The 24357-nt window shown below is 42.9% G+C and carries 25 protein-coding genes and 1 riboswitch; of the genes, 11 read left to right on the forward strand and 14 right to left on the reverse strand.

From position 1 onward, the window contains the following. The first annotated feature begins 166 nt into the window (after nt 1-166). From rhtA to AACX38_RS02505, 3 genes are all read left to right on the forward strand, one after another. Complete coding sequence (gene rhtA, locus AACX38_RS02495) at nt 167-1057, forward strand: threonine/homoserine exporter RhtA (RefSeq protein WP_228863480.1); 891 nt, start codon at nt 167-169, stop codon at nt 1055-1057. A 197-nt stretch (nt 1058-1254) separates the two neighbouring features. After that, a complete protein-coding gene (dps, locus tag AACX38_RS02500; RefSeq protein ID WP_099121207.1) occupies nt 1255-1761 on the forward strand; it encodes a DNA starvation/stationary phase protection protein Dps in 507 nt (168 codons plus the stop codon). 300 nt (nt 1762-2061) lie between these two features. Further along, nucleotides 2062-2283, forward strand: a complete 222-nt coding sequence (locus tag AACX38_RS02505; RefSeq protein ID WP_045969765.1) for an alkylphosphonate utilization protein — start codon at nt 2062-2064, stop codon at nt 2281-2283. Between the two features lie 58 nt (nt 2284-2341). Here the strand turns inward: AACX38_RS02505 and dinG are convergent, their stop codons facing one another. Beyond that, entirely contained in the window at nt 2342-4474 is a 2133-nt protein-coding gene (dinG, locus tag AACX38_RS02510) for an ATP-dependent DNA helicase DinG (protein WP_228863514.1), read from the reverse strand. Between the two features lie 264 nt (nt 4475-4738). Here dinG and AACX38_RS02515 point away from each other — a divergent pair, with 264 nt between their 5' ends. Together AACX38_RS02515 and sseA are read left to right on the forward strand one after the other, a co-directional pair. After that, nucleotides 4739-4909 carry a hypothetical protein gene (locus AACX38_RS02515; protein WP_228863481.1) on the forward strand — a complete coding sequence of 57 codons (171 nt, stop codon included), beginning with the start codon at nt 4739-4741 and terminating at the stop codon, nt 4907-4909. Nucleotides 4910-4988: 79 nt separating this feature from the next. Then, nucleotides 4989-5831 carry a 3-mercaptopyruvate sulfurtransferase gene (gene sseA / locus AACX38_RS02520; RefSeq protein WP_228863482.1) on the forward strand — a complete coding sequence of 281 codons (843 nt, stop codon included), beginning with the start codon at nt 4989-4991 and terminating at the stop codon, nt 5829-5831. A 136-nt stretch (nt 5832-5967) separates the two neighbouring features. On the opposite strand, the gene AACX38_RS02525 is transcribed toward sseA, so the two are convergent. The 4 genes from AACX38_RS02525 to rhlE form a co-directional block, all read right to left on the reverse strand. Continuing rightward, nucleotides 5968-6216 (reverse strand): GlsB/YeaQ/YmgE family stress response membrane protein, encoded by a 249-nt coding sequence (locus AACX38_RS02525; protein ID WP_099109153.1) that lies wholly within the window; start codon nt 6214-6216, stop codon nt 5968-5970. A gap of 659 nt (nt 6217-6875) precedes the next feature. Next, nucleotides 6876-8150: a bifunctional O-acetylhomoserine aminocarboxypropyltransferase/cysteine synthase gene (locus AACX38_RS02530; RefSeq protein WP_228863483.1), complete on the reverse strand. Its 1275-nt coding sequence runs from the start codon at nt 8148-8150 to the stop codon at nt 6876-6878. Between the two features lie 420 nt (nt 8151-8570). Further along, nucleotides 8571-9542: a tRNA dihydrouridine(16) synthase DusC gene (dusC, locus tag AACX38_RS02535; protein WP_228863484.1), complete on the reverse strand. Its 972-nt coding sequence runs from the start codon at nt 9540-9542 to the stop codon at nt 8571-8573. 4 nt (nt 9543-9546) lie between these two features. Beyond that, complete coding sequence (gene rhlE / locus AACX38_RS02540; RefSeq protein ID WP_228863485.1) at nt 9547-10881, reverse strand: ATP-dependent RNA helicase RhlE; 1335 nt, start codon at nt 10879-10881, stop codon at nt 9547-9549. Between the two features lie 271 nt (nt 10882-11152). Between rhlE and cecR the strand changes: the two genes are divergently transcribed. The 5 genes from cecR to AACX38_RS02565 are packed head-to-tail and all read left to right on the forward strand — an operon-like array spanning nt 11153 to nt 16909. Continuing rightward, nucleotides 11153-11830, forward strand: a complete 678-nt coding sequence (cecR, locus tag AACX38_RS02545) for a transcriptional regulator CecR (RefSeq protein ID WP_228863486.1) — start codon at nt 11153-11155, stop codon at nt 11828-11830. 49 nt (nt 11831-11879) lie between these two features. Beyond that, a complete protein-coding gene (gene hlyD / locus AACX38_RS02550; RefSeq protein ID WP_228863487.1) occupies nt 11880-12869 on the forward strand; it encodes a secretion protein HlyD in 990 nt (329 codons plus the stop codon). 9 nt (nt 12870-12878) lie between these two features. Beyond that, nucleotides 12879-14615, forward strand: coding sequence for an ATP-binding cassette domain-containing protein (locus AACX38_RS02555; RefSeq protein ID WP_228863488.1), 1737 nt, complete (start codon nt 12879-12881; stop codon nt 14613-14615). Beyond that, nucleotides 14612-15790, forward strand: a complete 1179-nt coding sequence (locus AACX38_RS02560; protein WP_228863489.1) for an ABC transporter permease — start codon at nt 14612-14614, stop codon at nt 15788-15790. Before AACX38_RS02555 ends, AACX38_RS02560 begins: the two co-directional genes overlap by 4 nt. 12 nt (nt 15791-15802) lie before the next feature. Further along, complete coding sequence (locus AACX38_RS02565) at nt 15803-16909, forward strand: ABC transporter permease (protein ID WP_228863490.1); 1107 nt, start codon at nt 15803-15805, stop codon at nt 16907-16909. A gap of 153 nt (nt 16910-17062) precedes the next feature. On the opposite strand, the gene AACX38_RS02570 is transcribed toward AACX38_RS02565, so the two are convergent. The 9 genes from AACX38_RS02570 to moaA form a co-directional block, all read right to left on the reverse strand. After that, nucleotides 17063-17743, reverse strand: a complete 681-nt coding sequence (locus tag AACX38_RS02570; protein ID WP_228863491.1) for a DJ-1/PfpI family protein — start codon at nt 17741-17743, stop codon at nt 17063-17065. Between the two features lie 108 nt (nt 17744-17851). Beyond that, nucleotides 17852-18253, reverse strand: coding sequence for a hypothetical protein (locus AACX38_RS02575; protein WP_228863492.1), 402 nt, complete (start codon nt 18251-18253; stop codon nt 17852-17854). Between the two features lie 66 nt (nt 18254-18319). Beyond that, a complete protein-coding gene (locus tag AACX38_RS02580; RefSeq protein WP_228863493.1) occupies nt 18320-19102 on the reverse strand; it encodes an alpha/beta fold hydrolase in 783 nt (260 codons plus the stop codon). Nucleotides 19103-19176: 74 nt separating this feature from the next. After that, complete coding sequence (locus AACX38_RS02585) at nt 19177-19662, reverse strand: NUDIX domain-containing protein (protein ID WP_228863494.1); 486 nt, start codon at nt 19660-19662, stop codon at nt 19177-19179. Nucleotides 19663-19754: 92 nt separating this feature from the next. After that, nucleotides 19755-20465, reverse strand: coding sequence for a Bax inhibitor-1/YccA family protein (locus AACX38_RS02590; RefSeq protein ID WP_099109142.1), 711 nt, complete (start codon nt 20463-20465; stop codon nt 19755-19757). A gap of 203 nt (nt 20466-20668) precedes the next feature. Then, nucleotides 20669-21127, reverse strand: coding sequence for a molybdopterin synthase catalytic subunit MoaE (moaE, locus tag AACX38_RS02595; protein ID WP_099122514.1), 459 nt, complete (start codon nt 21125-21127; stop codon nt 20669-20671). Between the two features lie 2 nt (nt 21128-21129). Beyond that, nucleotides 21130-21375: a molybdopterin synthase sulfur carrier subunit gene (gene moaD, locus AACX38_RS02600; RefSeq protein ID WP_228863495.1), complete on the reverse strand. Its 246-nt coding sequence runs from the start codon at nt 21373-21375 to the stop codon at nt 21130-21132. Beyond that, complete coding sequence (gene moaC, locus AACX38_RS02605) at nt 21372-21851, reverse strand: cyclic pyranopterin monophosphate synthase MoaC (RefSeq protein ID WP_099109139.1); 480 nt, start codon at nt 21849-21851, stop codon at nt 21372-21374. The genes moaD and moaC overlap by 4 nt, the downstream gene beginning before the upstream one ends. Before the next feature lie 33 nt (nt 21852-21884). Next, complete coding sequence (gene moaA, locus AACX38_RS02610) at nt 21885-22877, reverse strand: GTP 3',8-cyclase MoaA (protein WP_228863515.1); 993 nt, start codon at nt 22875-22877, stop codon at nt 21885-21887. Continuing rightward, nucleotides 22864-23059, reverse strand: a riboswitch (molybdenum cofactor riboswitch). (Overlaps the previous gene by 14 nt.) A 281-nt stretch (nt 23060-23340) precedes the next feature. Between moaA and yvcK the strand changes: the two genes are divergently transcribed. After that, nucleotides 23341-24249, forward strand: coding sequence for a uridine diphosphate-N-acetylglucosamine-binding protein YvcK (gene yvcK, locus AACX38_RS02615; protein WP_099109137.1), 909 nt, complete (start codon nt 23341-23343; stop codon nt 24247-24249). The last annotated feature ends 108 nt before the right edge of the window (nt 24250-24357 follow it).

A 24357-nucleotide genomic window follows, 5' to 3' on the forward strand; every position in this document is an offset into this window, starting at 1 on the left:
TCGCTTTCATAATATGTGGATTAAGAGGAACTAATAACTATACTTCATGCTTATTCTTTTATACGTCAGCCTAGCGCTCATAAGACATAATCATGTTGTATTCTGTCTATTTCACTGCGAAGATGGCACTTCTAAAATAACATGTTGTAATTGAGGTTTTCTGTAAATGTCCTTTTCTAAACATCGGGCTGCATCTTTTTCTCTGCTTCCGATATTTTTGTTATTAATTTCAATGACATCAATTCAGGCTGGCGCATCATTAGCTAAAACAGTATTTCATGTCATTGGTGCACCTGGTGTGACTGCCCTGAGACTTGCGCTGGGAACCCTTATTTTATTTCTGATTTTTAAACCCTGGCGTCTGAAATTTACACGGTCATCTCTCACTCCTCTCCTTGCTTACGGCATTTCACTCGGTGGAATGAATTATCTGTTTTACATGGCATTATCCAAAATTCCCCTTGGTATTGCCGTTGCACTTGAATTTACCGGCCCACTGGCTGTCGCTATGTTTTCCTCACGCCGTCCCGTGGATTTTCTTTGGATCGTATTAGTTATTGCCGGTTTAGGTTTTCTGTTACCTATCGGTGATGACGTCAGTACTCTTGATCCTGTCGGCATTTTATATGCACTGGGAGCGGGTGTTTTCTGGGCACTTTATATTATCTTTGGCCAACGCGCTGGGGCAGGTTATGGTGCAGCTACAGTTTCTATCGGCTCATTAATTGCTGCTGTTATTTTCTTTCCGGTGGGATTAATCCAAACCGGCCCGGCACTTCTGTTTGATGCCTCATTACTGCCTATTGCTCTGGGCATCGCTATCTTATCGACCGCACTTCCCTATACATTGGAAATGATCGCCCTTACACGTTTGCCAGCTAAAACATTCGGTACGTTAATGAGTCTTGAACCAGCATTGGGGGCTTTATCCGGTATCATTTTCCTGAATGAGCATTTAACTACGACACAATGGCTCGCTCTTCTGTGCATCATTTGTGCTTCAATTGGCTCTACTACAACCATGAAACAAAAAACTAAACTAGAAAAAGTTGAATAAAAACGGAAGATTATAGGAAACCACCTATAAAAACCGAAAGGTACTGATACCTTTCGGTTTTTACTATTACCAAGATTAATTACCGATGTTTTTATTAGCTATCAATTCGATAGCATAAAACGATATGACGTCTGCTCAATGTTCAGCTACTTTTAATGTATCCCATGTCATTAGTTTAAATTAAGGGAGCATTACAAATGAGTACTGCAAAATTTGTCAGAAAAAGTTCCTCCAAACTGATTTATACCCGTAATAATATCAGTGAGGGAGTCAAACAAAGTTCAATTTATGCACTAAATCATATGGTCATCCAGTTTACTGACCTGTCTCTGATGACTAAACAGGCACACTGGAATATCCGTGGCAGAAACTTCATCGCCATCCATAAAATGCTGGATGACTTCCGTACTGCGCTCGTTGATCATCTCGATACCTTTGCCGAGCGCGTCGTGCAGCTAGGTGGAGTAGCATTAGGTACACTTCAGGAAGTTCACAAAGGAACTCAGCTGGAAAGTTACCCGACGGGTATTCACGATGTACAGGATCACTTAAAAGCACTGGCTGATCGTTATGCTATTGTTGCTAATGATATCCGTCAGGCTATTGGTGATGCGGAAGATGAAGATACAGCAGATATGTTCACAGCTGCTTCCCGTGATCTCGATAAATTTTTATGGTTTCTTGAAGCCAATATTGAGCACTAAGACAAAAACACCATCATCATACACACTGGATTTCATGATACATCACTGCCGCAAGGAAGTTCATCCCCAGAAGCGTAGAGCTATGTAACTGGGGTGAACGAGCGCAGCCACCAAAGAAATAATTTGAAAGACAAAGTGATTTGAAAGACAAAGTGTATAGGCCGTTATTACGGCCTTTTTTATTATAAAAAACATCTAAAATAGAAGTTATAACCTATAAAATCAGACTAACCTTTAAAAAATTCATTTTTCTCTCTATAATCCCGTCTGCTTTAAAAATAAACATGAGGACAATATACAATGGATATCGAAGTTAAAGATTCCAACGGTGCACTGCTGAATGATGGTGATTCAGTACAAGTTATCAAAGACCTGAAAGTCAAAGGCACCTCTAAGACGCTGAAACGTGGCACATTAATTAAAAATATTCGCCTTACCCACCGTGAAGACGAAATCGAATGTAATGCTGATAAAATCAAAGGGTTAGTACTGAAAACCTGTTTCCTGAAAAAAATCGGATAAATAACAGTTATCAGCCTAACTTTGCCTTAAGGATAAATAATATTAACTTTTATATTATTTATCCTTTTTTCATTTTCAGTAATATTTCTTCCGAAGGTATATCCGGTTGTTCAATCGGAAAAACAGGCAATGCATCCAGCAAACGGGATCCATAACGCTTGGTCAACAGCCTTTTGTCATAAATTACCACAGCACCATGACACTCATGACTGCGTATGAGTCTTCCCACTTGTTGAATAAGACTGAAAGAAGCACTCGGCAAACTCTGCACTTCAAAAGGATAGCGTTTCAGGGATTTCAGCCACTCACTTTCAGTGATAATGACAGGGTTTGTGACGGGCGGAAAAGCAATTTTATGGATGTGTACCTGTGAAAGGTAATTACCTTTCAAATCCAGTCCTTCAGCAAAAGACTGCAACCCAACCAGAACACTGGGCTGCCCTTCGTCAATTCGTTTGCAATGGGTTTCCACCAGCCGATATCGTGGCTGATCCCCCTGCACCAGTAACATCAGCCGTAAATCTTTTACAAATTGGAGAAACCCCTCCATCGCACGTTGGCTGCTAAACAGCACTAACATTCCCTGATGAGCACCCAACAGTATTTGCGAACGGAAATAACGCGCCATTTCCTCAAGGTGTTGCATTTCATTATGGATTGTAGGCTCCAGCGTCATTCGCGGAATAATCAGACGCCCTTGGCGAACATGTTCAAAAGGAGATGTCAAAGTAACAAAGCGATCATCATAATTTTCATGCAATCCTGTCAGCTCCTGAATACGGGAAAAGCTGTTAAGAGAGCGCAATGTCGCGGATGTTATGACAATATGAGGAATGTTTCGCCACAATAACTGAGTTAATTGTTCACTGACCCGAATACCCGCGCAGTGAAAGTAAAGATGTGACTGATTTTTCTCATAACGGCGTGTCAGCCACTTTGAGATAGGAGCATGGGAGGATTCCTCCTGCGAAGCCAGACGCCACAGCTTTGCCATATTTTCGAAATAACCCAGTGTTCTGCTAGTCAGCAAGATAGCCCGATGCAACCTGACAATATCCTGTTTCGCGGTTTGATCGGTAAGATCATTTAGAATCGCTTCAGATAAGCTACGTAGGCCATCTGTCAGTTTAAATAGTGTCTGACAGCACAGCAGCAAATTATCCGGTAATTTTCCCAGTTCAAACAGATATTCTTCCGCATCCCCTCGTTCCGGCAATAATGCCTGTGTGATATCAGCCAGCTCCCTGAAACACTCGCGGATTTTTTCACAATGAGCCTGTAAACGGGTTATCTCAGCCAAAGCAGGTGGTTTTGCCGGACGGAACTGAAGCAAATATTGCTCGACATGACGAACAAAGGAATCCAGCTGCCCATTCAACTGAAATAGCGTAATCTCTCCTTCCACCTCCAGTGAATCCCTTGCAACATCCGGGATATGGTGACCTTCATCCAGAACCAGCAACATATTTTTAGCTTCCGGCAGGACAGATTCACTTTCCAATGCCGCCATCACCAAAGAATGATTAGCAACGACAACATCAGCATCTTCAATCTCCCTTCGGGCCAGAAAGAATGGACAACGGTGATAAAACTGGCAGTTACGAGCCAGACAGTTCATCTTATCAGTACTGACCTTTGACCATAGCGAATCCGACAATGCCAGCTGATGATGATCCCGCAAACCATCCCAGCCAAAAGAAGAATAATCATTGCGTAACCTGCGACACAGTTCTCGTTCTTCACTATTTGCAACAGCAGTCTGATCTTCCACCAGCAGCATTAAATCTATTTGCTCTCCCTCTGCGGCGCAAATAGCTTCCAGATTACGCGGGCAAACATAACGCGCACGACCAAAAGCCCCGGTGAATTTCAAATCCGGGATGATTTTTCGTAATAGCGGTAGATCCTTACTGTAAATCTGATCCTGTAAAGCCACATTAGCAGTACTCACTACCAATGGTTTCTGCTCAGCCCGACTGACTGCAATACCAGGAATAAGGTAGGATAATGTTTTTCCCACTCCGGTAGGCGCTTCTATAACCAGATGCCGCCCTTCATCATCTGCCAGTGTTTTCGCCACTTCTGCAATCATCTGACGTTGGGGAGCCCTTGGAATGAAGCCGTCAATGTGGGTGGATAACGCCTTATACCATTGACTGATTTGATTTTTTATTGAACTGGAAAGTGCCATATGTTTTGCTGCATGAGAATTATCACCCCATTCTCCCACAGAGTTACCCTCAGATCAGCCTGATATCACGATTATTGGGAACAGCTTTCCAGCTTTTTTACAGAAAAAACCAGAAAGTCGCTTATTGCTTGTCTGGAGTGTAGAAGCCGATATACTTCTATACCCGTTGTCTTTCAAGTTGTCTCTTTGTTATTGGCGGCGATGCAACTGGAAATCCATTGGGTATAACCTTCTACATGTCTAAAAATTTTATCGGGAACAAAGATGAAAAAGATCCTGCTTGTTATTATCGTACTATTCACCCTCGGCTCTATCGGAGGCATTATTTTAGCAGGAATGAACATGTATAACCGTTCAACCGCCTCAGCAGAAGAGACACAACAAGCACAGCAAGAAACGGTGCATCAGGAAAACATACAATCCGGGCAACAGTAATAGCCGATATACCCTCAGATTTATTGCAGTACCCAATTTAGTAGTATAACGCACGGAATATCCAATGACGGGGAAGCTTATGAACAGTCAATATTTTGTTACTCCACAATGGCTAAGCGAACATCTCAATGATGAGAATGTTGTTGTTATTGATGCCAGTGCTCCCATGCCAACTGAATCCATTGATTATCAGCAGAAATGGCTGGAGAAACATATACCGGGCTCCGGCTTTTTTGATCTTGATAAAATAGCTGACCTTCAGAGCCCATTGCCACATATGCTCCCTGCTCCGGAAACTTTCCAAAAAGCCGTTAGCGAAATGGGAATCAGTGAAAATAATCTGATCGTCATTTACGATCAGGGAAATATGTTTTCTGCTCCACGGGCATGGTGGACATTTAAAACTTTTGGCGCAAAAAACATCCGTATTCTTGAAGGTGGTTTACAAGGCTGGCAACTGGCTGGTTACCCAACTGAATCGGGAGAAGTCAGCCACCATGCGCAGGTATTCAATATCCATTTTTCTCCCGAACAGGTCATTTCCCGGCAACAGCTCCTTGATATTCTCCATAATGAGAAGGAAAAAACACAAGTTGTCGATGCCAGATCAGTCGAGCGTTTTCAGGCCAGAGCACCTGAGCCACGACCGGGCTTAAGAATGGGCCATGTTCCCGGTTCAAAAAATGTCCCGTGGACAGCGCTACTCGAAAATGGACATTACAAATCGCCAGATGAAATTAAACTTATCTTTAAACAACAAGGTGTCGATTTAGGGCAACCCATTATCACTAGTTGTGGCTCTGGAATGACAGCGGCTGTTTTAGTGCTAGGGCTCGATATAATTGGCCATAAAAAAGCAGCATTATACGATGGGTCATGGGCTGAATGGGGAGCTGATGATAATCTCCCATTAGAAAAATAAATAATAATGTACTTAAGTGGTTGAGCTGTTTCACAGTGGCAAAAACAATTTAAAAGATACAAGGGCATCAAATTATCATGCCCTTTTTCTATCACTCATCTTAAATCTATTATTAAGATTAATAAGTACAATTAAATTAATTAGAGACTTTGTGATATATAAACAGGACAACCAGTGCACCAATAACAGCAATGGCAAAACTTCCCAAATTAAATCCATCTACTTTTCCCATGCCAAAAAATGTACTTATATAGCCCCCGACAACTGCACCAATAATCCCTAAAATCACCGTCATAATGATACCGCTGCTATTATCACCCGGCATAATCCACTTCGCTATGATCCCGGCAATTAAACCGAAGATAATCCATGACAGAATACCCATGTTCAACCCCCTGATTTTATTAAACATACCACCTTATCTCAAACCACCTCTTTTTGGCTGGCTTTATTCTCCCTGACCGCATACTTATCTATGCTCTCGGGAATAAACGCCCCTGACGCCGCGATGCAGCTCGAAACTCTGGGTATATTGGGTATCAATAAGAGCTAACGCCCTGATGAGATTTTACTGAGAATGTCTTAACTACATTCACTAATTTAAGACACTAACTAAAAAAATTGCAAATAGTAGAAAGCTGTCAGTTTATGAATAATAATAAGGAATTATAGGGTTCAGTTAAATCAAAATATGTCGTTAATTAATTTAATATCATTGTTGTTTTTGATTAATTAAACATTTCCTCAGATATTTAAAAATTGAATTAAACGAAAAATAGTCCGGACGTTATAATTATATGAATTCTATATACCCGATAAAAAAGAAGTGCAGATGTGCGTGTGCCACTGAGGAGGTAAATGTAAATATAGCCGCTCACCCTCGGTATGTGGTTATGAATATAGAATAGTCTGTATTTTGCAGGATTACTGAGAGGCTCCTGCCTCTCACCAGAGGCCAGCTTTTGGCTGGACAAATTCGTTCCTGATGAATTTGTCATTCCTTTGCCACTACAACATAACTTGCAATTCGTTGGTATATTTCAATTATTTTGCCATATCCAATGCCTGTGCAAGGTCTGCAATAATGTCATCACTGTGCTCAATGCCAATAGACAAACGGATCAGATCTCGTGATGCGCCAGCTTTTATCAACTCTTCTTCGTTTAATTGACGATGAGTTGTAGATGCAGGATGACAAGCCAATGATTTAGCATCACCAATATTAACCAAACGTGTAATCAGTTGCAGAGCATCAATAAAACGTGTCGCTGCTTTTTCCTCTCCCTCAATACCGAAAGATAAAATAGCCGAAGGTTTCCCTCCCATATAACGTACAGCCAAATCATATTCAGGATGTGTCGGTAGTCCGGCGTATTTAACCCAGGATACCAGAGGATGTTGTTCCAAATACTGAGCAACTTTCAAGGCATTTTCAGTATGACGTTCCATACGAAGAGCGAGTGTTTCAAGGCCCTGTAAAATCAAAAATGCATTAAAAGGAGAAAGGGATGCACCAGTACTACGCAGCTGCCCAACACGACAGCGGGCAATAAATGCTGCTACACCAAAATGTTCGAGATAATTTATACCATGATAGGAAGGATCTGGCGTATTTAAAACAGCAAAACGATCCTTATGGTCTGCCCAGGGGAAATTGCCTGAATCAATCACCATTCCGCCCATGGAATTTCCATGACCACCAATATACTTGGTCAGGGAATGTACGATAACATCGGCACCATGTTCAAACGGACGACACAAATAAGGTGTTGCAACGGTATTATCGACAATAAGTGGAATACCGTGCCGATGAGCAATATCAGCGAATGCACGGATATCAACAATATTCCCGCTTGGATTACAGATCGTTTCACAAAAAACAGCTTTGGTTCTTTCATCAATCATCGATTCAAGAGCAGCAAGATCGTCATGATCAATAAAACGGACTTCAATACCAATATTTTGGAAATTATGTGTCATTAAGTTATAAGTTCCGCCATACAATTTTGCTACAGAAACAATGTTATCTCCCAGGCCAGTAATTGTCTGAATAGCATAGGTGATTGCTGCCATGCCAGAAGCAACAGCAAGTGCACCCACTCCCCCTTCTAAAGCAGCAATACGTTTTTCCAGCACATCATTAGTCGGGTTCATAATGCGGGTATAGATGTTGCCTTCAACTTTTAAATCAAATAAATCAGCGCCATGCTGTGAGTCATCAAAGGCATAAGACGTTGTTTGATAAATTGGGACTGCAACCGCTTTAGTTGTAGGATCAGGAGAGTAACCGGCATGAATGGACAGTGTTTCTAATTTCATTGGCATTTCCTTCATTGAATTACAAGTAAGGTCATAATGAAATGGACATTTCTCAGGCCCGCTTCAGCATCCGATGATGAATAACATCAGCAGAACATGAAGAAGTGTCTCACGGAACAAATGATCAAATTTGTGACAATCTAACTGACTGAAGTGGTCAATTCAGACAATTTGCTTATGAAATCCTCAATATGTGTACACAATGTATTTCAGGCTACATCGCGGCAGCAAGGGTGTTCATCCCCAAAAGCATAGATAACCGTATGTCTATAAAATCGGTGGCAGGGGTGAATAAGTGCAACCAGCAAAGACGCAACCTGAAAAACGAAGTGTATAGCATCTTTCAGAATAGAGAACAATAACGATAAAAATAACATCATTATCATCATAGAAACTTATAGAGACCTGAAGATACGTTAACTAAACCGCTTCATTATCAATTAAATACATATCATTCTCTACAACTCGAGAAATCACTTCAGCTATAGCCGATGATGTTTTTAATGCCCTGACTTGCATAAATAACTCCTCAGCTTCACGGTATTCTCTGCGTAGATAACCAAGCCATTGCTTAATGCGGGCAACATGATATAAACCGGTATCCCCTTGTTTTTCCAACAGGGTATATTTCTGTAATAGCCGGAGCACACCATGCCACGGCATTTTCGGTTCATTAAATTTAATCACCCGGCTTAAATTCGGCACATGCAACGCTCCACGGCCAATCATCACGGAATCACATCCGGTGACTTTGAGACACTCCTGTGCACTTTGCCAGTCCCATATTTCTCCATTTGCAATGACCGGTATGACAAGGCGACGGCGGATCTCGCCAATCGCCTGCCAGTTTATGCGTTCTGCTTTATAGCCATCTTCCTTAGTACGTCCATGCACTACCAGTTCAGTTGCACCTGCCTGCTGAACAGCATCTGCAATTTCAAACTGCCGGGCATCGGAATCCCATCCCAGACGTACTTTGACTGTAACCGGTAATTCTGCCGGTACAGCTTGCCGCATGGCTTTGGCTCCACGGTAGATAAGTTCTGGATCTTTCAGTAATGTAGCCCCGCCACCATTACCATTGACGGTTTTGGAAGGACAGCCACAATTTAAATCAACTCCCCACGAACCCAATTCCACCGCTCTGACTGCATTTTCAGCCAGCCATGACGGATCTTGCCCTAAAAGCTGTATTCTGACCGGTGTTCCCGATGGCGTCCTGCTCTGGCGATGCAGCTCAGGACACAAACGGTAAAAAGACCTTACCGGCAATAAGCTATCCACGATCCGCAGGAATTCCGTAATACAGAGATCGTAATCATTGACCTCACTAAGCAATTCCCTGACCAGTGAATCCAGAACTCCTTCCATCGGAGCCAGCAAAACGCGCATTGTATTACTCTCCTGCTACCGCTTTAGCTGGTCTGCGATTGCGAGGTTTCTGTGATGAGGCACTCTTTGGCCATACATTCTTGTTGCGTGAATGACCATGATTTTGCCGGTTAGCGCCCTGTTTATCACCGGTACGCTGAGCTCGGGGCTGGTTACTGCGCCCGTTACGACCATTCTGAATAGGCTCTGCTTTAATCGAAGGGTCAGGTTCATAGCCGGGAGTGGTGATACGCGGAATTTCCCGCTTCAGCAAGCGCTCAATATCTTTCAATAATTTATGTTCATCAACACATACCAGAGATACTGCCTGCCCTGTTGCTTCGGCACGACCGGTACGACCGATACGATGCACATAATCTTCTGCAACATTCGGCAATTCATAGTTAACAACATGAGGCAGCTGGTCAATATCCAGCCCACGGGCCGCAATATCCGTTGCAACTAATGCCCGTATCTGACCACTTTTAAAATCAGCCAGTGCACGGGTTCTGGCACCTTGGCTCTTATTGCCATGAATCGCTGCCGCAGTAACACCATCTTTATTGAGCTGTTCTGCCAAACGGTTTGCGCCATGTTTCGTACGGGTAAATACCAGTACCTGCTGCCAGTTCTGGCTACCAATCATATAAGAAAGCAATTCCCCTTTGCGTTTCTTATCTACAAAATGAACAGCCTGCTCAATTTGCTCAGAAGCTGAATTACGACGGGCAACTTCTACACTGACCGGATCACGCAGCAATTTGTTAGCCAGATTTTTGATCTCATCCGAGAATGTTGCTGAAAACAGCAGATTCTGACGTTTGGCTGGCAGTTTATTCAGTACCCGACGAATGTCATGAATAAAACCCATATCCAACATGCGATCCGCTTCATCCAGGATCAGCATTTCCACGTGGGATAGGTCTACGGCATTTTGGTGTTCCAGATCCAGCAAACGCCCTGGTGTTGCGACTAAAATATCGACTCCACCACGCAATTTCATCATTTGCGGGTTGATACTTACCCCTCCAAATACCACAAAGGAACGTAGCCGGAGATATTTGCTGTAATTGCGGACATTTTCCCCCACTTGTGCCGCCAGTTCACGGGTTGGCGTCAGGATCAAAGCCCTGACTGGGCGACGCCCTTTAGATTGAATGGGAGATTCACTCAATAACTGTAAGATAGGCAAAGTAAAACCTGCCGTTTTCCCCGTTCCGGTCTGGGCACTCGCCAGTAGATCTTTACCGGACAACACAACAGGAATCGCCTGTTGCTGAATAGGGGTAGGCTCTGCGTATCCTTGTTCTTCAATGGCACGCAAAATATCAGCCTTCAAGCCGAGTGACTCAAAATTCATAAATAAGAAATACTCCAGACTTCACCATTCCTGATATCAATTCAGGGGCAGTTTTATGGGAAGAGAAAAGACGCGATAAAACGCTTAGAAATTACATAAACTGCAATGCACCATAGGTGCGGCATTATAACAGATATGTTTTTTCAAACAGCATGAAGCATAGGTAAATTTATGTCATCTTTACATCAGGATGCTTTAGTTTTAAAGTTAATCATACGATTGATATATTTATGACCATTTTTATGGCTCTTATCACAGGATATTTTCCAACATGGCAGCGAAAACGGCTCAGACGTCACGAGGCGAACAAGCTAAGCAACAACTTCTTGAATCTGCACTAGAGATTTTTGGTAAATCAGGTCTGGAAGGTGCAACTACCCGTAATATTGCTCAACACGCAAAACAAAATATCGCCGCCATTGCTTATTATTTTGGCTCTAAAGAAGGGCTATACCTTGCTGTCGCACAACATATTGCCGACAGAATGAAAACAGAATTTTCCCTGCTGATTGCGTCTATTGACCAATTTTTTATCACAACGCCTCAACCTTATCCGCAAGAACAGATACTGGCATTTATTCATCAGGGGCTGATTAGCTATAACCATCTCATTTTCGATAAAAGCAGCCTTAATCTCAGCCGCATTATGTCGCATGAACAATTGACGCCTACAGAAGCTTATAGCGTTATTCATGAACAGGGGCTTGCTCCGATTTATTCCCGCCTGAATAAACTCATCGCCCATTATATCGGCGCTGATGAAAGTCACGTTTCCACCCAAATCCACACACATGCCTTATTAGGGGAAATCCTCTCTTTCCGGCTGGCACGGGAAGCCCTTTTACGTCAGACCGGCTGGGATAATATTGGTACCCGGGAATATGAGTTAATTAATCAGGTATTAACTCAGCATATTAATATATTACTTAATGGACTGAGGAAAAAATAACCGCCCGCAGGACGATTCGAAAATTTAATAACGTATAAGGGATAGTAGTATGAACACTAAAAAGTTTGCTCTTGTCCTATTAGCGATCATCATTATTACTGCTGCCATTGGTATTTACTATTATCAGGAACGAAATGACAAAGAGTTAACCCTATATGGCAATGTTGATATCAGAACAGTCAACCTTGGGTTCCGGGTCAATGGCAAGCTGGAAACCCTGCAAGTGGATGAAGGAGATACCATCACCGCAGGCCAGCTTCTGGGCCAGCTCGATAATTCTCCCTTTATTAATGCCCTGGATCAGGCCAAAGCCAACCGCGATGCCGCTAAGGCAAATCTTATAAAAGCAGAAGCAGGTTATCGCTTAGAAGAAATTGCACAGGTGCGGGCTGAAGTTGCCCAAAAAGAATCTGCGTTCCGTTTCGCTGACAGCTTTCTGAAGCGTCAACAGGAATTATGGCAACGCAAAATGATTTCAGCCAACGATCTGGAAAATGCGAAAACCGGGCAACATCAGGCATTGGCCGTTTATCAGGCAGCCAAAGATAAATTACGTCAGTTTGAGGCGGGGAATCGTAAAGAAGATATTGCTTCAGCCAAAGCCCAGTTCGCTCAGGCTGAGGCAGCAGTTACTCAGGCTGAACTCAATTTACAGGACACCCATCTTCTTTCCCCTTCCGACGGTATTATCCTTACCAGAGCCATTGAGCCGGGTACAATTCTGACCGCAGGCAATACGGTCTTTACGCTATCACTGACTAATCCTGTCTGGATAAGAGCATACATTGATGAACCGAATCTCAGTCAGGCAACAGCAGGGCGAGATATTCTGATTTATACCGATGGCCGAAAAAATCAGCCTTACCACGGCAAAATTGGTTTTGTTTCCCCGACCGCAGAATTTACCCCGAAAAATGTTGAAACTCCCGATTTGAGGACAGATTTAGTTTATCGCCTGCGTGTTATTGTCAGTGATCCGGATGAAGGACTAAAGCAAGGAATGCCGGTTACGTTGCGTTTTACTGACTCAGACAAGTAAGGCAGCAATATGACCAGTTCAGCCTATACAATAAAACTGAACGGTGTGGAGAAAACTTTTCCGGGGTTAGAAATTCCGGCGGTATCGCAGTTAAATGCTGAGCTGTTCGGGGGATCTGTTACTGGGCTTGTCGGCCCTGATGGAGCGGGAAAAACCACACTGATACGAATGTTGGCCGGGTTACTGAAGCCAAATCACGGCACTATTGAAATCATGGGGCTTGATCCCATCAAAGACAGTGTCGAAGTTCGTTCTAAACTGGGCTATATGCCCCAAAAATTTGGCCTGTATGAAGACTTAACCGTACAGGAAAACCTCGATTTATATGCAGACCTGCGTAGTGTAACTGGAGAAGAGAGACAATCCACTTTCCGGAAGCTACTGACTTTTACTGATTTAACCCGCTTTACTGGCCGACTGGCAGGTAAGCTCTCCGGCGGGATGAAACAGAAGCTAGGTCTGGCCTGTACATTGGTCGGCAGCCCTAAAGTGTTATTGCTTGATGAACCCGGTGTGGGTGTAGATCCCATTGCCCGACGGGAATTATGGCAAATGGTGCATGAACTTGCTTCTGATGGCATGCTGATTTTATGGAGCACCTCTTATTTAGATGAAGCCGAACTTTGCCCTGATGTTTTATTGCTGAATCAGGGTGAATTGCTTTATCGCGGTCAGCCGCAAAAACTAACTCAGGGTATTGCCGGACGCTCTTTTCTGCTTGATATCAAACCAGACTCCCGCCGGAAAATTCTGCAACAGGCACTCACGTTGCCACAAGTCACCGATGGCGTAATTCAGGGCAGATACCTTCGTCTGATTTTAAGAGCCGGCGCTGACAGTGCTGAGCTATGTCAGCAACTAGGTCTACCTGATATCAAGCTCTTTGATGCGGAACCACGCTTTGAAGATGCCTTTATTGATTTACTGGGTGGCATCCCTTCCCGCCGTTCAGAGCTGGCAGAAATCATGCCGCAGATCCCGCCAAATCCGACAGAGACCGTAATAGAAGCCCGTAATCTGACAAAAAAATTCGGCGACTTTACTGCTACAGATCATGTGAACTTTCAGGTAAAACGTGGAGAAATTTTCGGCTTACTGGGGCCCAATGGAGCCGGAAAATCGACGACATTCAAAATGATGTGTGGGTTGATGCTTCCGACATATGGCAATGCACTGGTATTGAATATGGATTTAAAGACTGATTCAGGGCAGGCACGCCAGCACCTCGGTTATATGGCACAAAAGTTTTCACTCTATGGTGATTTAACTGTAGAGCAAAACCTGAAATTCTTTTCCGGCGTTTATGGTTTAAGTGGTCGCCATCAGAAGAAAAAAATGGCAGAAATGATCAGTGCTTTTAGCCTGAAACCTATTTTGCAGCAAACGACCGACAGCCTGCCACTCGGTTTTAAACAACGGCTGGCCCTTGCCTGCGCTCTGATGCATGAACCCGATATTCTGTTTCTGGATGAACCGACATCAGGTGTTGATCCTCTGACACGTCGTGAATTCTGGTTACACATCAATGGAATGGTGGATAAAGGTGTTACCGTGATGGTCACGACACATTTCATGGATGAAGCAGAGTATTGTGACCGTATCGGTTTGGTTTTTCGCGGAAAATTAATTGCAGCAGGCACACCTGACGAATTGAAGCGACAGGTATCAACGACAGAGCGCCCTAACCCGTCAATGGAAGATGTTTTTATCGACCTCGTGGTGAATTACGATAAGGAGCCGCAATGAGTCGTAATGAAGCAAATCATGCTGAACAAGCTCCCAAAACTCAAAAAGCAGTCAGTTTTTCATGGCGGCGGCTAAAAGCACTTTGTATTAAAGAGAGTAAGCAGATTATACGTGATCCCAGCAGTACCTTAATTGCTGTCGTGATTCCACTTATGCTGTTATTTATTTTCGGTTACGGGATTAATCTTGATTCCAGTAAACTTCGCCTTGGTATCTTGATGGAACAACAAAGCAAAGATGCACAGGAACTGGTTCATGCATTCACCGGGTCACCTTATATTGATGCCACGATCAGCAATAACCGCCAGCTTTTGATCAATAAAATACAGGCCGGTGAAATTCGCGGCATTATTATTATCCCGGTCAATTTTGATGCACAGCTTGCCCGGGTTGGTGATCATGCTCCAATTCAGGTGATCACAGATGGCAGTGAACCTAATACAGCCAATTTTGTACAGGGTTACGCTAAAGGGGTTTGGCAAATCTGGTTACAGCAACGAGGGCAAAATCAGGGAACCTCAACAACCCCACTCATTGATATACAAATCCGCTACTGGTTTAATCCGGCTGCAATCAGCCAGCATTTTCTTATTCCCGGTGCGATTTCAATTATCATAACAGTTGTTGGCGCAATCCTGACTTCTCTGGTTGTCGCTCGCGAATGGGAACGGGGTACAATGGAAGCCCTTTTATCCACTCAGGTTACCCGAACCGAATTATTGCTTTCCAAATTATTGCCCTATCAGGTTCTCGGCTCTTTCGTCATGGTACTTTGCATGGTTTTTGCCGTCTTTATTATGGGTATTCCTTATCATGGCTCGCTTTGGATACTGGCTTTAGTTTCCAACTTGTATCTCGCTACTGCTTTAGGAATGGGGTTATTAATCTCAACAGTGACCCGTAACCAATTTAACGCGGCAATGATTTCCCTTAATGCTGCTTTTTTACCCGCCATTATGCTATCCGGCTTTGTATTTGAAATAAATAGTATGCCGTGGCTGATTCAGCTTTCTACTTATATTGTTCCTGCCCGTTATTTTGTCAGTAGCTTACAAACGCTGTTTTTGGCAGGTAATATCGGCACCGTTTTAATCACAAATTTGCTGTTTTTAATTGCCAGTGCCATCGTATTTATTGGCCTGACTGCATGGAAAACCCGCCGACATCTGGATTAAAAAGGAAAGAACATGTTTCATCGCCTATATACACTCGTCATGAAGGAATTACAGTCTCTCCTGCGAGATCCTCAGACACGGGCGACTCTGATTTTGCCCGTTATTTTTCAGATGATACTGTTTCCGTGGGCTGCAACTCTGGAAGTTAAAAATGCCACTATCGCAATTTATGACGAAGATAAAGGACAGGCATCCATCGAACTGACCCAACGGCTGGCGAAATCTAAAGCCTTTCCTGATCTTATTATGCTGAACAGCTCTCAGGAGATTCGACCGACACTGGATAACCGTGATGCCTTGCTATTAGTCCGTTTTCCACAAAATTTCAGTGCTCATATTGCCAGCCATTCCCCTACTTCCATTCAGGTTCTGCTTGATGGACGTAACTCAAACAGCGCACAAATTGCTGCCAACTATCTTCAACAGATTGTGATGAACTATCAGAAAGAGTTACAGGACAATACACCGGGATTAAATAACAGCGAACTAATTATCCGTAACTGGTATAACGCCAATCTGGATTATAAATGGTTTGTGGTTCCGTCTCTGGTTGCCATGATAACAACCATTGGCGTTCTGATCGTCACTGCTCTTTCCGTTGCCCGAGAGCGAGAACAGGGAACATTGGATCAATTGCTCGTTTCCCCTCTGACCACATGGCAAATTTTCATTGGTAAAGCTATTCCTGCGTTAGTGGTAGCAACCGTGCAGGCAAGTATCGTTTTGCTGATTGGAACATTGTGTTACCAAATTCCTTTTTCAGGCTCACTACTGCTGTTTTACGGCTGCATCTTGATTTATGGGCTATCGCTGGTCGGGTTTGGCTTGCTCATTTCCGCTATTTGTTCAACACAACAACAGGCTTTTATTGGCGTTTTTGTATTTATGATGCCTGCCATCCTTCTTTCTGGATATATCTCTCCCGTTGAGAACATGCCCATCTGGTTACAGGATATAACATGGATAAACCCAATCCGGCACTTTACTGACATCACTAAACAGATTTATTTGAAAGGCGCTGATTTTTCGGTGATCTGGCACAGCCTATGGCCTTTACTGGTGATTATTGTGACGACAAGTGGAATTGCTTATCGGTTATTCCGGAGCAAAATTGCGTGATGTTTTGGACCATGCTCCTAGGGATTCAATAAGTGACCTAGATAGAACACTATTGTTGGTTTTTTGTTGTGGTCGTGCAGATAATGAAAGCAAAATTCTGTCATTGAGCCATCGACCATTAAGGTAGACGGCTTTTTGAGCTATGAAATTAGGCTATTGCTTAAGTGAAAGGCGCTCAGCGACTTTAATGCTTCGCTCACGGTGGTTAGGTAGCATATGTTCAAAATCACTTTTAGCCTGAGCCAGAATATGCTTCTCAGCAGTTGCAGGGGTCCCACCACTTAGAGGTATAGTAGGATCATACTCATATTCGAGCTGTATGAGTTTGGCATGATCATCCCCCTGAATAGCAGCAGAAAGTGCAAAGCCAAAATCAATACCGGCAGTAACACCACCACCTGTTACACGATTACGATCAAAAACAACGCGTCCTTCGGTTGGAATTGCCCCGAATAATGCTAGATCATCACGCAATACCCAATGTGATGTTGCACGGTATCCTTTTAGACCGGCAGCAGCCAAAATCATAGAACCAGAGCAAACACTTGTGACCCATTGGCACTGTACGCCAATTTTAGTAACCCAGCTTATTATTTCCTCATCTTCCATTACGTCAATACTGCTCAAACCACCAGGAACACATAAGATATCAGCAGATTGAAGATCGCTAAGGCAATCTGTTGGCAATACTGAACAGCCTGCATCTGTGGTAACAAGATCTTTTGTTTTAGCAACGAAGTGCAAGGAAACACCTTTAAGACGAGCTAGAATTTGGGCGGGACCAGCAAAATCAAGTAGAGTCACGTCAGGATACAGCAAAAAGGCAATTTTCATATTATTTTCCATTCTGAAAAGATTAATGCAAAATTGTCTTGGCATAAATATCAATGTGGCTCAATTTTACGCCATAGGAAAAATCCAGCATATTCGAAAAGCGACTGTTTAATAATTACTGTTGCTCGGTTTCATTTTCGATAAAACATGTTTTTTAACAAGATAGATGCTGAAGATCCAAATAAAGCAAAGAATAACAAGCCAAAGTGTGAACGTGATAATGACATATTCATCCATCATCATAATAACAAATCTAAGGATCTCACTTTTCTCTAAAAACCAATCAATCCACAACATAGAAATCATTACAAAGCATGTAGTACCGATAAAACAGGTAAAAGAAGCCACAGCTGAGCCAATAAGATTGAGCCACAAAAACCTGTATTTTTTTCTGAATAGAAGAAAAATACCATTGAGCACCGCTATAATGATAAAGACAGCTCCCATAATAAGGGTAAGGTAAACAAATGCGGCAAACGTAGGTGCACCAATCGACATTTCAATTTCCATGAGAAAACTCCGATGGCAATATAATTTTTTTATTCAGAGAAAAAACTACTCTTTTATCGAAATATTTTAATTCGAGTTAATCTCATTAAGAAAATAACAAATAGTATTTGCAATCCATTCAGGCCGTTCCTCGTGTACCACATGTGAAGTATAAGGAACATTGAACAGAGCACTTTGCTTTACCCTATCAACGATTTCCCGTGAGTGAGACAAAGATACAAGAAAATCATTATCACCACGACAAACTAGCACGGGTTGTTCAATATGACGGATGGTTTCAGCAGGGTAGCTACTTGAACTATCATCTAACCACATGGTTTTAATAGTGTTAATTAAGTGGTCAAAGTTCGGAACCGGGTTATTTTGTTGATAATAAACATAATCATGATGAAATTTTTGTTTCCAGTATTCAGCAGTGATACCTTGATAAACCTCTCTAACAGGATCTTTGTCCTTTAATATCCAACTTGCACCAATTACAACGACTTTATCAAGAGGAGCAAATTGCTCTGCGGCTAAACGCAGTGCAACAATACCGCCATCACTGTGGCCAATAATGGCACAATGTTTAATATCTAATCCTCTAATTATTGCTTTAACATCAGATTGTAATCTTTCATAGCTAAGCGGCACATCACCGAGTGTTGATTTACCATGGCCTCTGGAATCTATCGCCACTAAATAATAATCATCCAAATATTCAGCTAATGGGTTAAATGATGTTAAATTACACATACCACCATGCAATAAAACGACCGGATAATTATTTGAGTTACCAATCGTTTCATAATAAATTTCAGCACCATCTATCGCTACAGTCTGGCCTGATTGATGATTGAACTTTGCCATTTCTTTATCCTTATTATTCGTAATGCAACTTAACTATTTTGTAATCAAATTATTATCCGAGCTTTTCATCATTCCTAATTCACATCCCCTAAATAGATAGGAAAGTCAGCAGAAAAACGCTTTTCTACAATCAAAGAGCGTAGGAGCGCAGGAAATAAAGGCAAGTTTATTACATCCTCTAAATTAATCCATTGAGCACTTATTTGATCTTTATCCGCTTTGATATCTCGATTATGAATATCGGGGTTTTTATCGGCAAGCGAGGCAAGAAAAATCAGTTCAGTTTGATGGACTTCTTTATCAAACTCAGCAAATTCATGATTACTGCCTATATATTCTCTAACAAATACCAGCCGTGATGGTTCAATCTTATATGCAGTCTCTTCAAGACACTCTCTAATTAAGGTTTGAGTCAGTGTTTCTCCAAACAGTTGTCCTCCACCGGGCAAGGTATACCATTCATCTGAATCTGATTTATACCTGACGAGTAAGATCTGCTCTTTGTGAATAATGATGGCTTTTGCTGAAATACGAATAGTGGCAGCACTACTTTGATGCACAAATAATACTCCGATAAAAAGGGAATTTTAGCAAAAAGGCCCTGCTAAACAGAGCCTTTCACATATCAGAACAGCGAGGGAATTGTCAGCAATTAGCGACGGTCACCCAGAATGCGCAGCAGCATCAGGAACAGGTTAATGAAGTCCAGATACAGGGTTAATGCGCCAGTGATAGAGTATCTGCGCATGTTCTCTTTATCATTGACATCCAGCTCAGCACCCATTTCTTTCAGTTTCTGAGTGTCGTAGGCTGTCAGGCCGGCAAAAACCAGCACACCAATATAGGTGATTGCCCACATCAGAGCCGGGCTTTTCAGCCAGATATTGACCAAAGAAGCCAGAACGATACCAATCAGCCCCATAAACAGGAAGCTGCCCATACCACTCAGACTACGCTTGGTGGTGTAGCCATAAACGCTCAACGCACCAAACATCGCCGCCGAGATGACAAAGGTGCTGGCAATGGAGCCGCTGGTATAAACGACAAAAATGCTAGATATCGTCAGCCCGGTCAGCATGGAATAGAGCATAAATAGCCCGGTAGCTACCGCACCACTCATTTTATGTACCAAACCAGACAGCACAAACACCAATGCTAGTTGTGCAATGATCAAACCATAAAAAACGATGGAGTTACTGAAGATGGCATATAAGATTTCTGGTGTATTTGCTACATACCATGCAACAAATGCAGTTAACAACAGACCACAGGTCATCCAGCCATAGACCTGTGCCATATAAGTTTGTATACCTGAGCCAGCTTGCTGGACAATCGAACCGTTGGAACGTTGATATCGGTCCATGACGAGTACCTTTTATGACAATGTTGAAGGATTAAGACTGTTTAACAAAAAACAATCTGTTTCAAATGCTATACATTAGCATAGAACATGAACAAAACCATCCGCCAATTAATCACAATTTTAGTGATATATGATTTATCTACCCGCTTTTAGAGATAACTCGCAAAAGGCTTCATCAATATGTTTTTTATGATCTTATTTCACTACGTAAACCAGCGTTCTGCCGCTTCCTTATCACTTTTTCTTGCTTCTACCCAGCGTTCCCCAGTGTTAAGGGATTCTTTTTTCCAGAAAGGGGCCTGCGTTTTTAAATAATCCATCAGAAATTCGGCAGCAGCAAACGCTGTACTGCGATGTGCCCCCGTTACGCCAACAAATACAATTTCATCCCCAGGATATAGTTTCCCAATACGATGAATAATGTTGATCCGTTGTAAGGGCCAACGTTGGCGGGCTTCATCAACAATTTTATGCAGCATGTTTTCTGTCATACCCGGATAATGTTCCAGAGTCAGTGCCTGAACATTATCACCCAAATTGTGATTACGAACTTTCCCCGTAAAAGTCACAATCGCACCATCTTCATCAGATTGTGCCAGCCACTGGTATTCCTCTCCGACATTAAACACCGCTTTCTGGATACTGATTCGTGTCTTTTCCATCGTTAGCCTCCGGTGACCGGCGGGAAAAATGCCACTTCATCACCGTCATTCAGTGGGTGTTCGGCGTGAACAAACGATTGGTTCACGGCTGCCAGCAATTTCCCATCCTCCAATGCCAGCTCCCAGCGTTCACCTTTTTCAAGTAGCGACCTGCGAAGGTGCGCTACCGTCGGATAATCATTCGGTAATTCAAGAGAATCTGTACCTACCAATTCCCGTACCTGCGCGAAAAACAGAACTTTTATCATTTTTTCACCTTAAAATTTCCCGATTTCCCACCACTTTTTTCCAGCAAACGAACCGGCCCGATAACCATATCTTTTTGTACTGCTTTACACATATCATAAATGGTCAAAGCTGCCACGGAAGCCGCTGTCAGCGCTTCCATTTCTACCCCTGTCTTCCCTGTCAGGCGGCAGCAGGATTCAATTCTGACCCGGCTGTGTTCTGTTTGTGCTTCTAATTGAACTTCAACTTTACTAAGCAACAGCGGGTGACAAAGTGGAATTAATTCCCATGTCCGTTTTGCTGCCTGAATGCCGGCAATACGCGCGGTTGCAAAAACATCCCCTTTATGATGATCACCGGAAACAATCATAGCCAGTGTTTCAGCCTGCATTTCGACAAAGGCTTCAGCTCTGGCCTCGCGTACTGTTTCTGTTTTGGCAGAAATATCTACCATATGGGCTTCGCCGGATGTATTGATATGAGTCAGTTGGGACATTCTCGCTCCTGAAAAATAAATTGAGCCGTTAAATTAACCACCAATGAAAGAAAGATTAGGGGTAATACCACTATCTCCCTGATGCAAAAAGTGAGTTTCACGCTTATGCCTCAACCCACCCTGTATGCGTAATTTCAAATCGTTAAGAGATCCGTCATCAGACAGCAAATCACGTAATGGAATTCCCTGCTCACCAAACAGGCATAAATGAAGATTACCAATGGCAGAGACACGCAGGCGATTACAGCTTTGGCAGAAATTCTTCTCATACGGCATGATCAGGCCAATTTCGCCCTGATAATCCGCGTGCCTGAAAACCTGAGCCGGGCCGTCACTACGTCCACGTTGTTGCAGTTTCCAGCCCTGCTGGAGTAAACGGCTGCGTATTACATCACCGGAAAGATGATGGTGCCGGAAGTGTTCACTCCCTTCTCCCGTTTCCATCAGCTCAATAAAACGCAATTGAATCGGACGGTGTTTTATCCAGTCAAGGAACGCTGGCAGGCAGGTATCATTGATATTTTTCATTAATACCGCATTCACTTTGACTGTGCTAAAACCTGTTTCAAAGGCTGCATCAATGCCACGCATAATCTGAAAGAATTTATCCTGCCCGGTAATAGCGTGAAACTGGCGAGGATCAAGACTATCCACACTCACATTAATCGCTGTAAGCCCCGCTTCCTTCCAGCGGGTCACATCGCGCTCCATCCGGTAACCATTCGTCGTAACCGCAATTTTTTTAATCTGCGGGTTTTCATGCACTGCTGCGATTATGTCGCAAAAATCACGGCGCATAGTGGGCTCGCCACCAGTCAGACGAATTTTTTCGGTGCCTAATTCTGCAAAAGCGCGGCTAACACGGTGGATCTCCGGCAAAGTAAGAAATGATTTGTTGAGTTGATTGCTGCCAGGCTGGTAGCCGTTAGGCAGGCAGTATGTGCAACGAAAGTTGCATACATCAGTAACAGATAACCTCAAGTAATAAAACTTGCGGGAAAATGTATCGATAAGTTGTTCCACTATAACACCTTCCAATCATGGGGGATGCAAGCATTTCTGCCTTGCACCCTGGTGACTCAGGAGCCACGGCCAAAGCATCATATCGATGTGGTATTAATTTGATAGAACAATTTACGGTAGAATCAATTAATAAAAAATTTATACAACAAAGACTTAGACGCAGAGGCTAGGGGTTAATTTCAAATTTAATCATCATATGAATCATGACATACGTGACTAAACCTTGCTGTGGGATTCTACCCCTTAAATTAGAAAAAAGCTAACGATAATATCGATATATATTTTATTATACAAAGAGTTACAAAAAACCATCAACATCAGCCTATTGTCACCTATTCATTCTGTTTATATCCTGAAATATTTGATAAAAATCGCATAAAATCATGGTGATTGCTAAAAGCATCATACTTTATGGTAGATTATATAAAATTTACTCAAGCACATTTAATTCAGTAGCAGGAATCCTATGCGAAACCGAACATTAGCCGATTTGGATCGTGTGGTTGCCCTTGGCGGTGGTCACGGACTTGGGCGCGTTATGTCATCTCTCTCCTCCCTTGGTGCCCGCCTGACTGGTATTGTCACAACAACAGATAATGGCGGCTCAACCGGGAGAATAAGGCGATCAGAAGGCGGTATCGCCTGGGGTGATACCCGAAATTGCCTTAACCAGCTGATCACGGAGCCGACTGTTGCTTCAGCTATGTTCGAATACCGGTTTGGGGGTAGTGGAGAATTAGCCGGACATAATCTGGGCAACTTAATGTTGAAGGCTTTAGATCATTTAAGCGTCCGCCCTCTTGAGGCAATTAATCTGCTCAGAAATTTGCTGAAAGTAAATGCACATTTGATCCCTATGTCCGAACAAGCCGTCGATTTAATGGCAGTGGATGCTCAGGGCTATGAAGTGCACGGAGAAGTGAATATCGACCAGCTGGATTGTGTTCCAAAAAAGTTAATGCTTTATCCCCATGTCAGCGCCACCAAAGAAGCTCTGGAAGCGGTTGAACAGGCTGATTTGATCTTGATAGGCCCGGGCAGTTTCTTTACCAGCTTAATGCCATTATTGTTACTGGAAGATTTGACCCAGTCCCTGCGGCGCAGCAATGCCAATATGATTTATATCGGTAATTTAGGGAAAGAACTCAGCCATGCGGCGGCCGATCTTTCATTGAAAGAAAAACTTGAGATGATAGAAAATACAATCGGGCGCAAAATGATCAACGCAATCATTGTTGGCCCACGTACTGATATTAGCCAACTAGATGACCGAATTGTTACACAACAGGTCTTAGAGGCGCAGGATGTTCCCTATCGCCATGATCGTGAATTATTACGGCAAGCCATAGAAGATACGCTGCAAAAACTGGGCTAATAATACCGTTGATGGAGAGTGTTTTGTTTCACTCTCTACACTTCATCTTTCAAGTTGCCTTTTTGTTGGCCTCACTCACTCACCCCAGTCACATAGTTATCTATGCTC

Source organism: Xenorhabdus sp. PB30.3 (assembly GCF_963895965.1).
Classification (GTDB): Bacteria; Pseudomonadota; Gammaproteobacteria; order Enterobacterales; family Enterobacteriaceae; genus Xenorhabdus; species Xenorhabdus stockiae.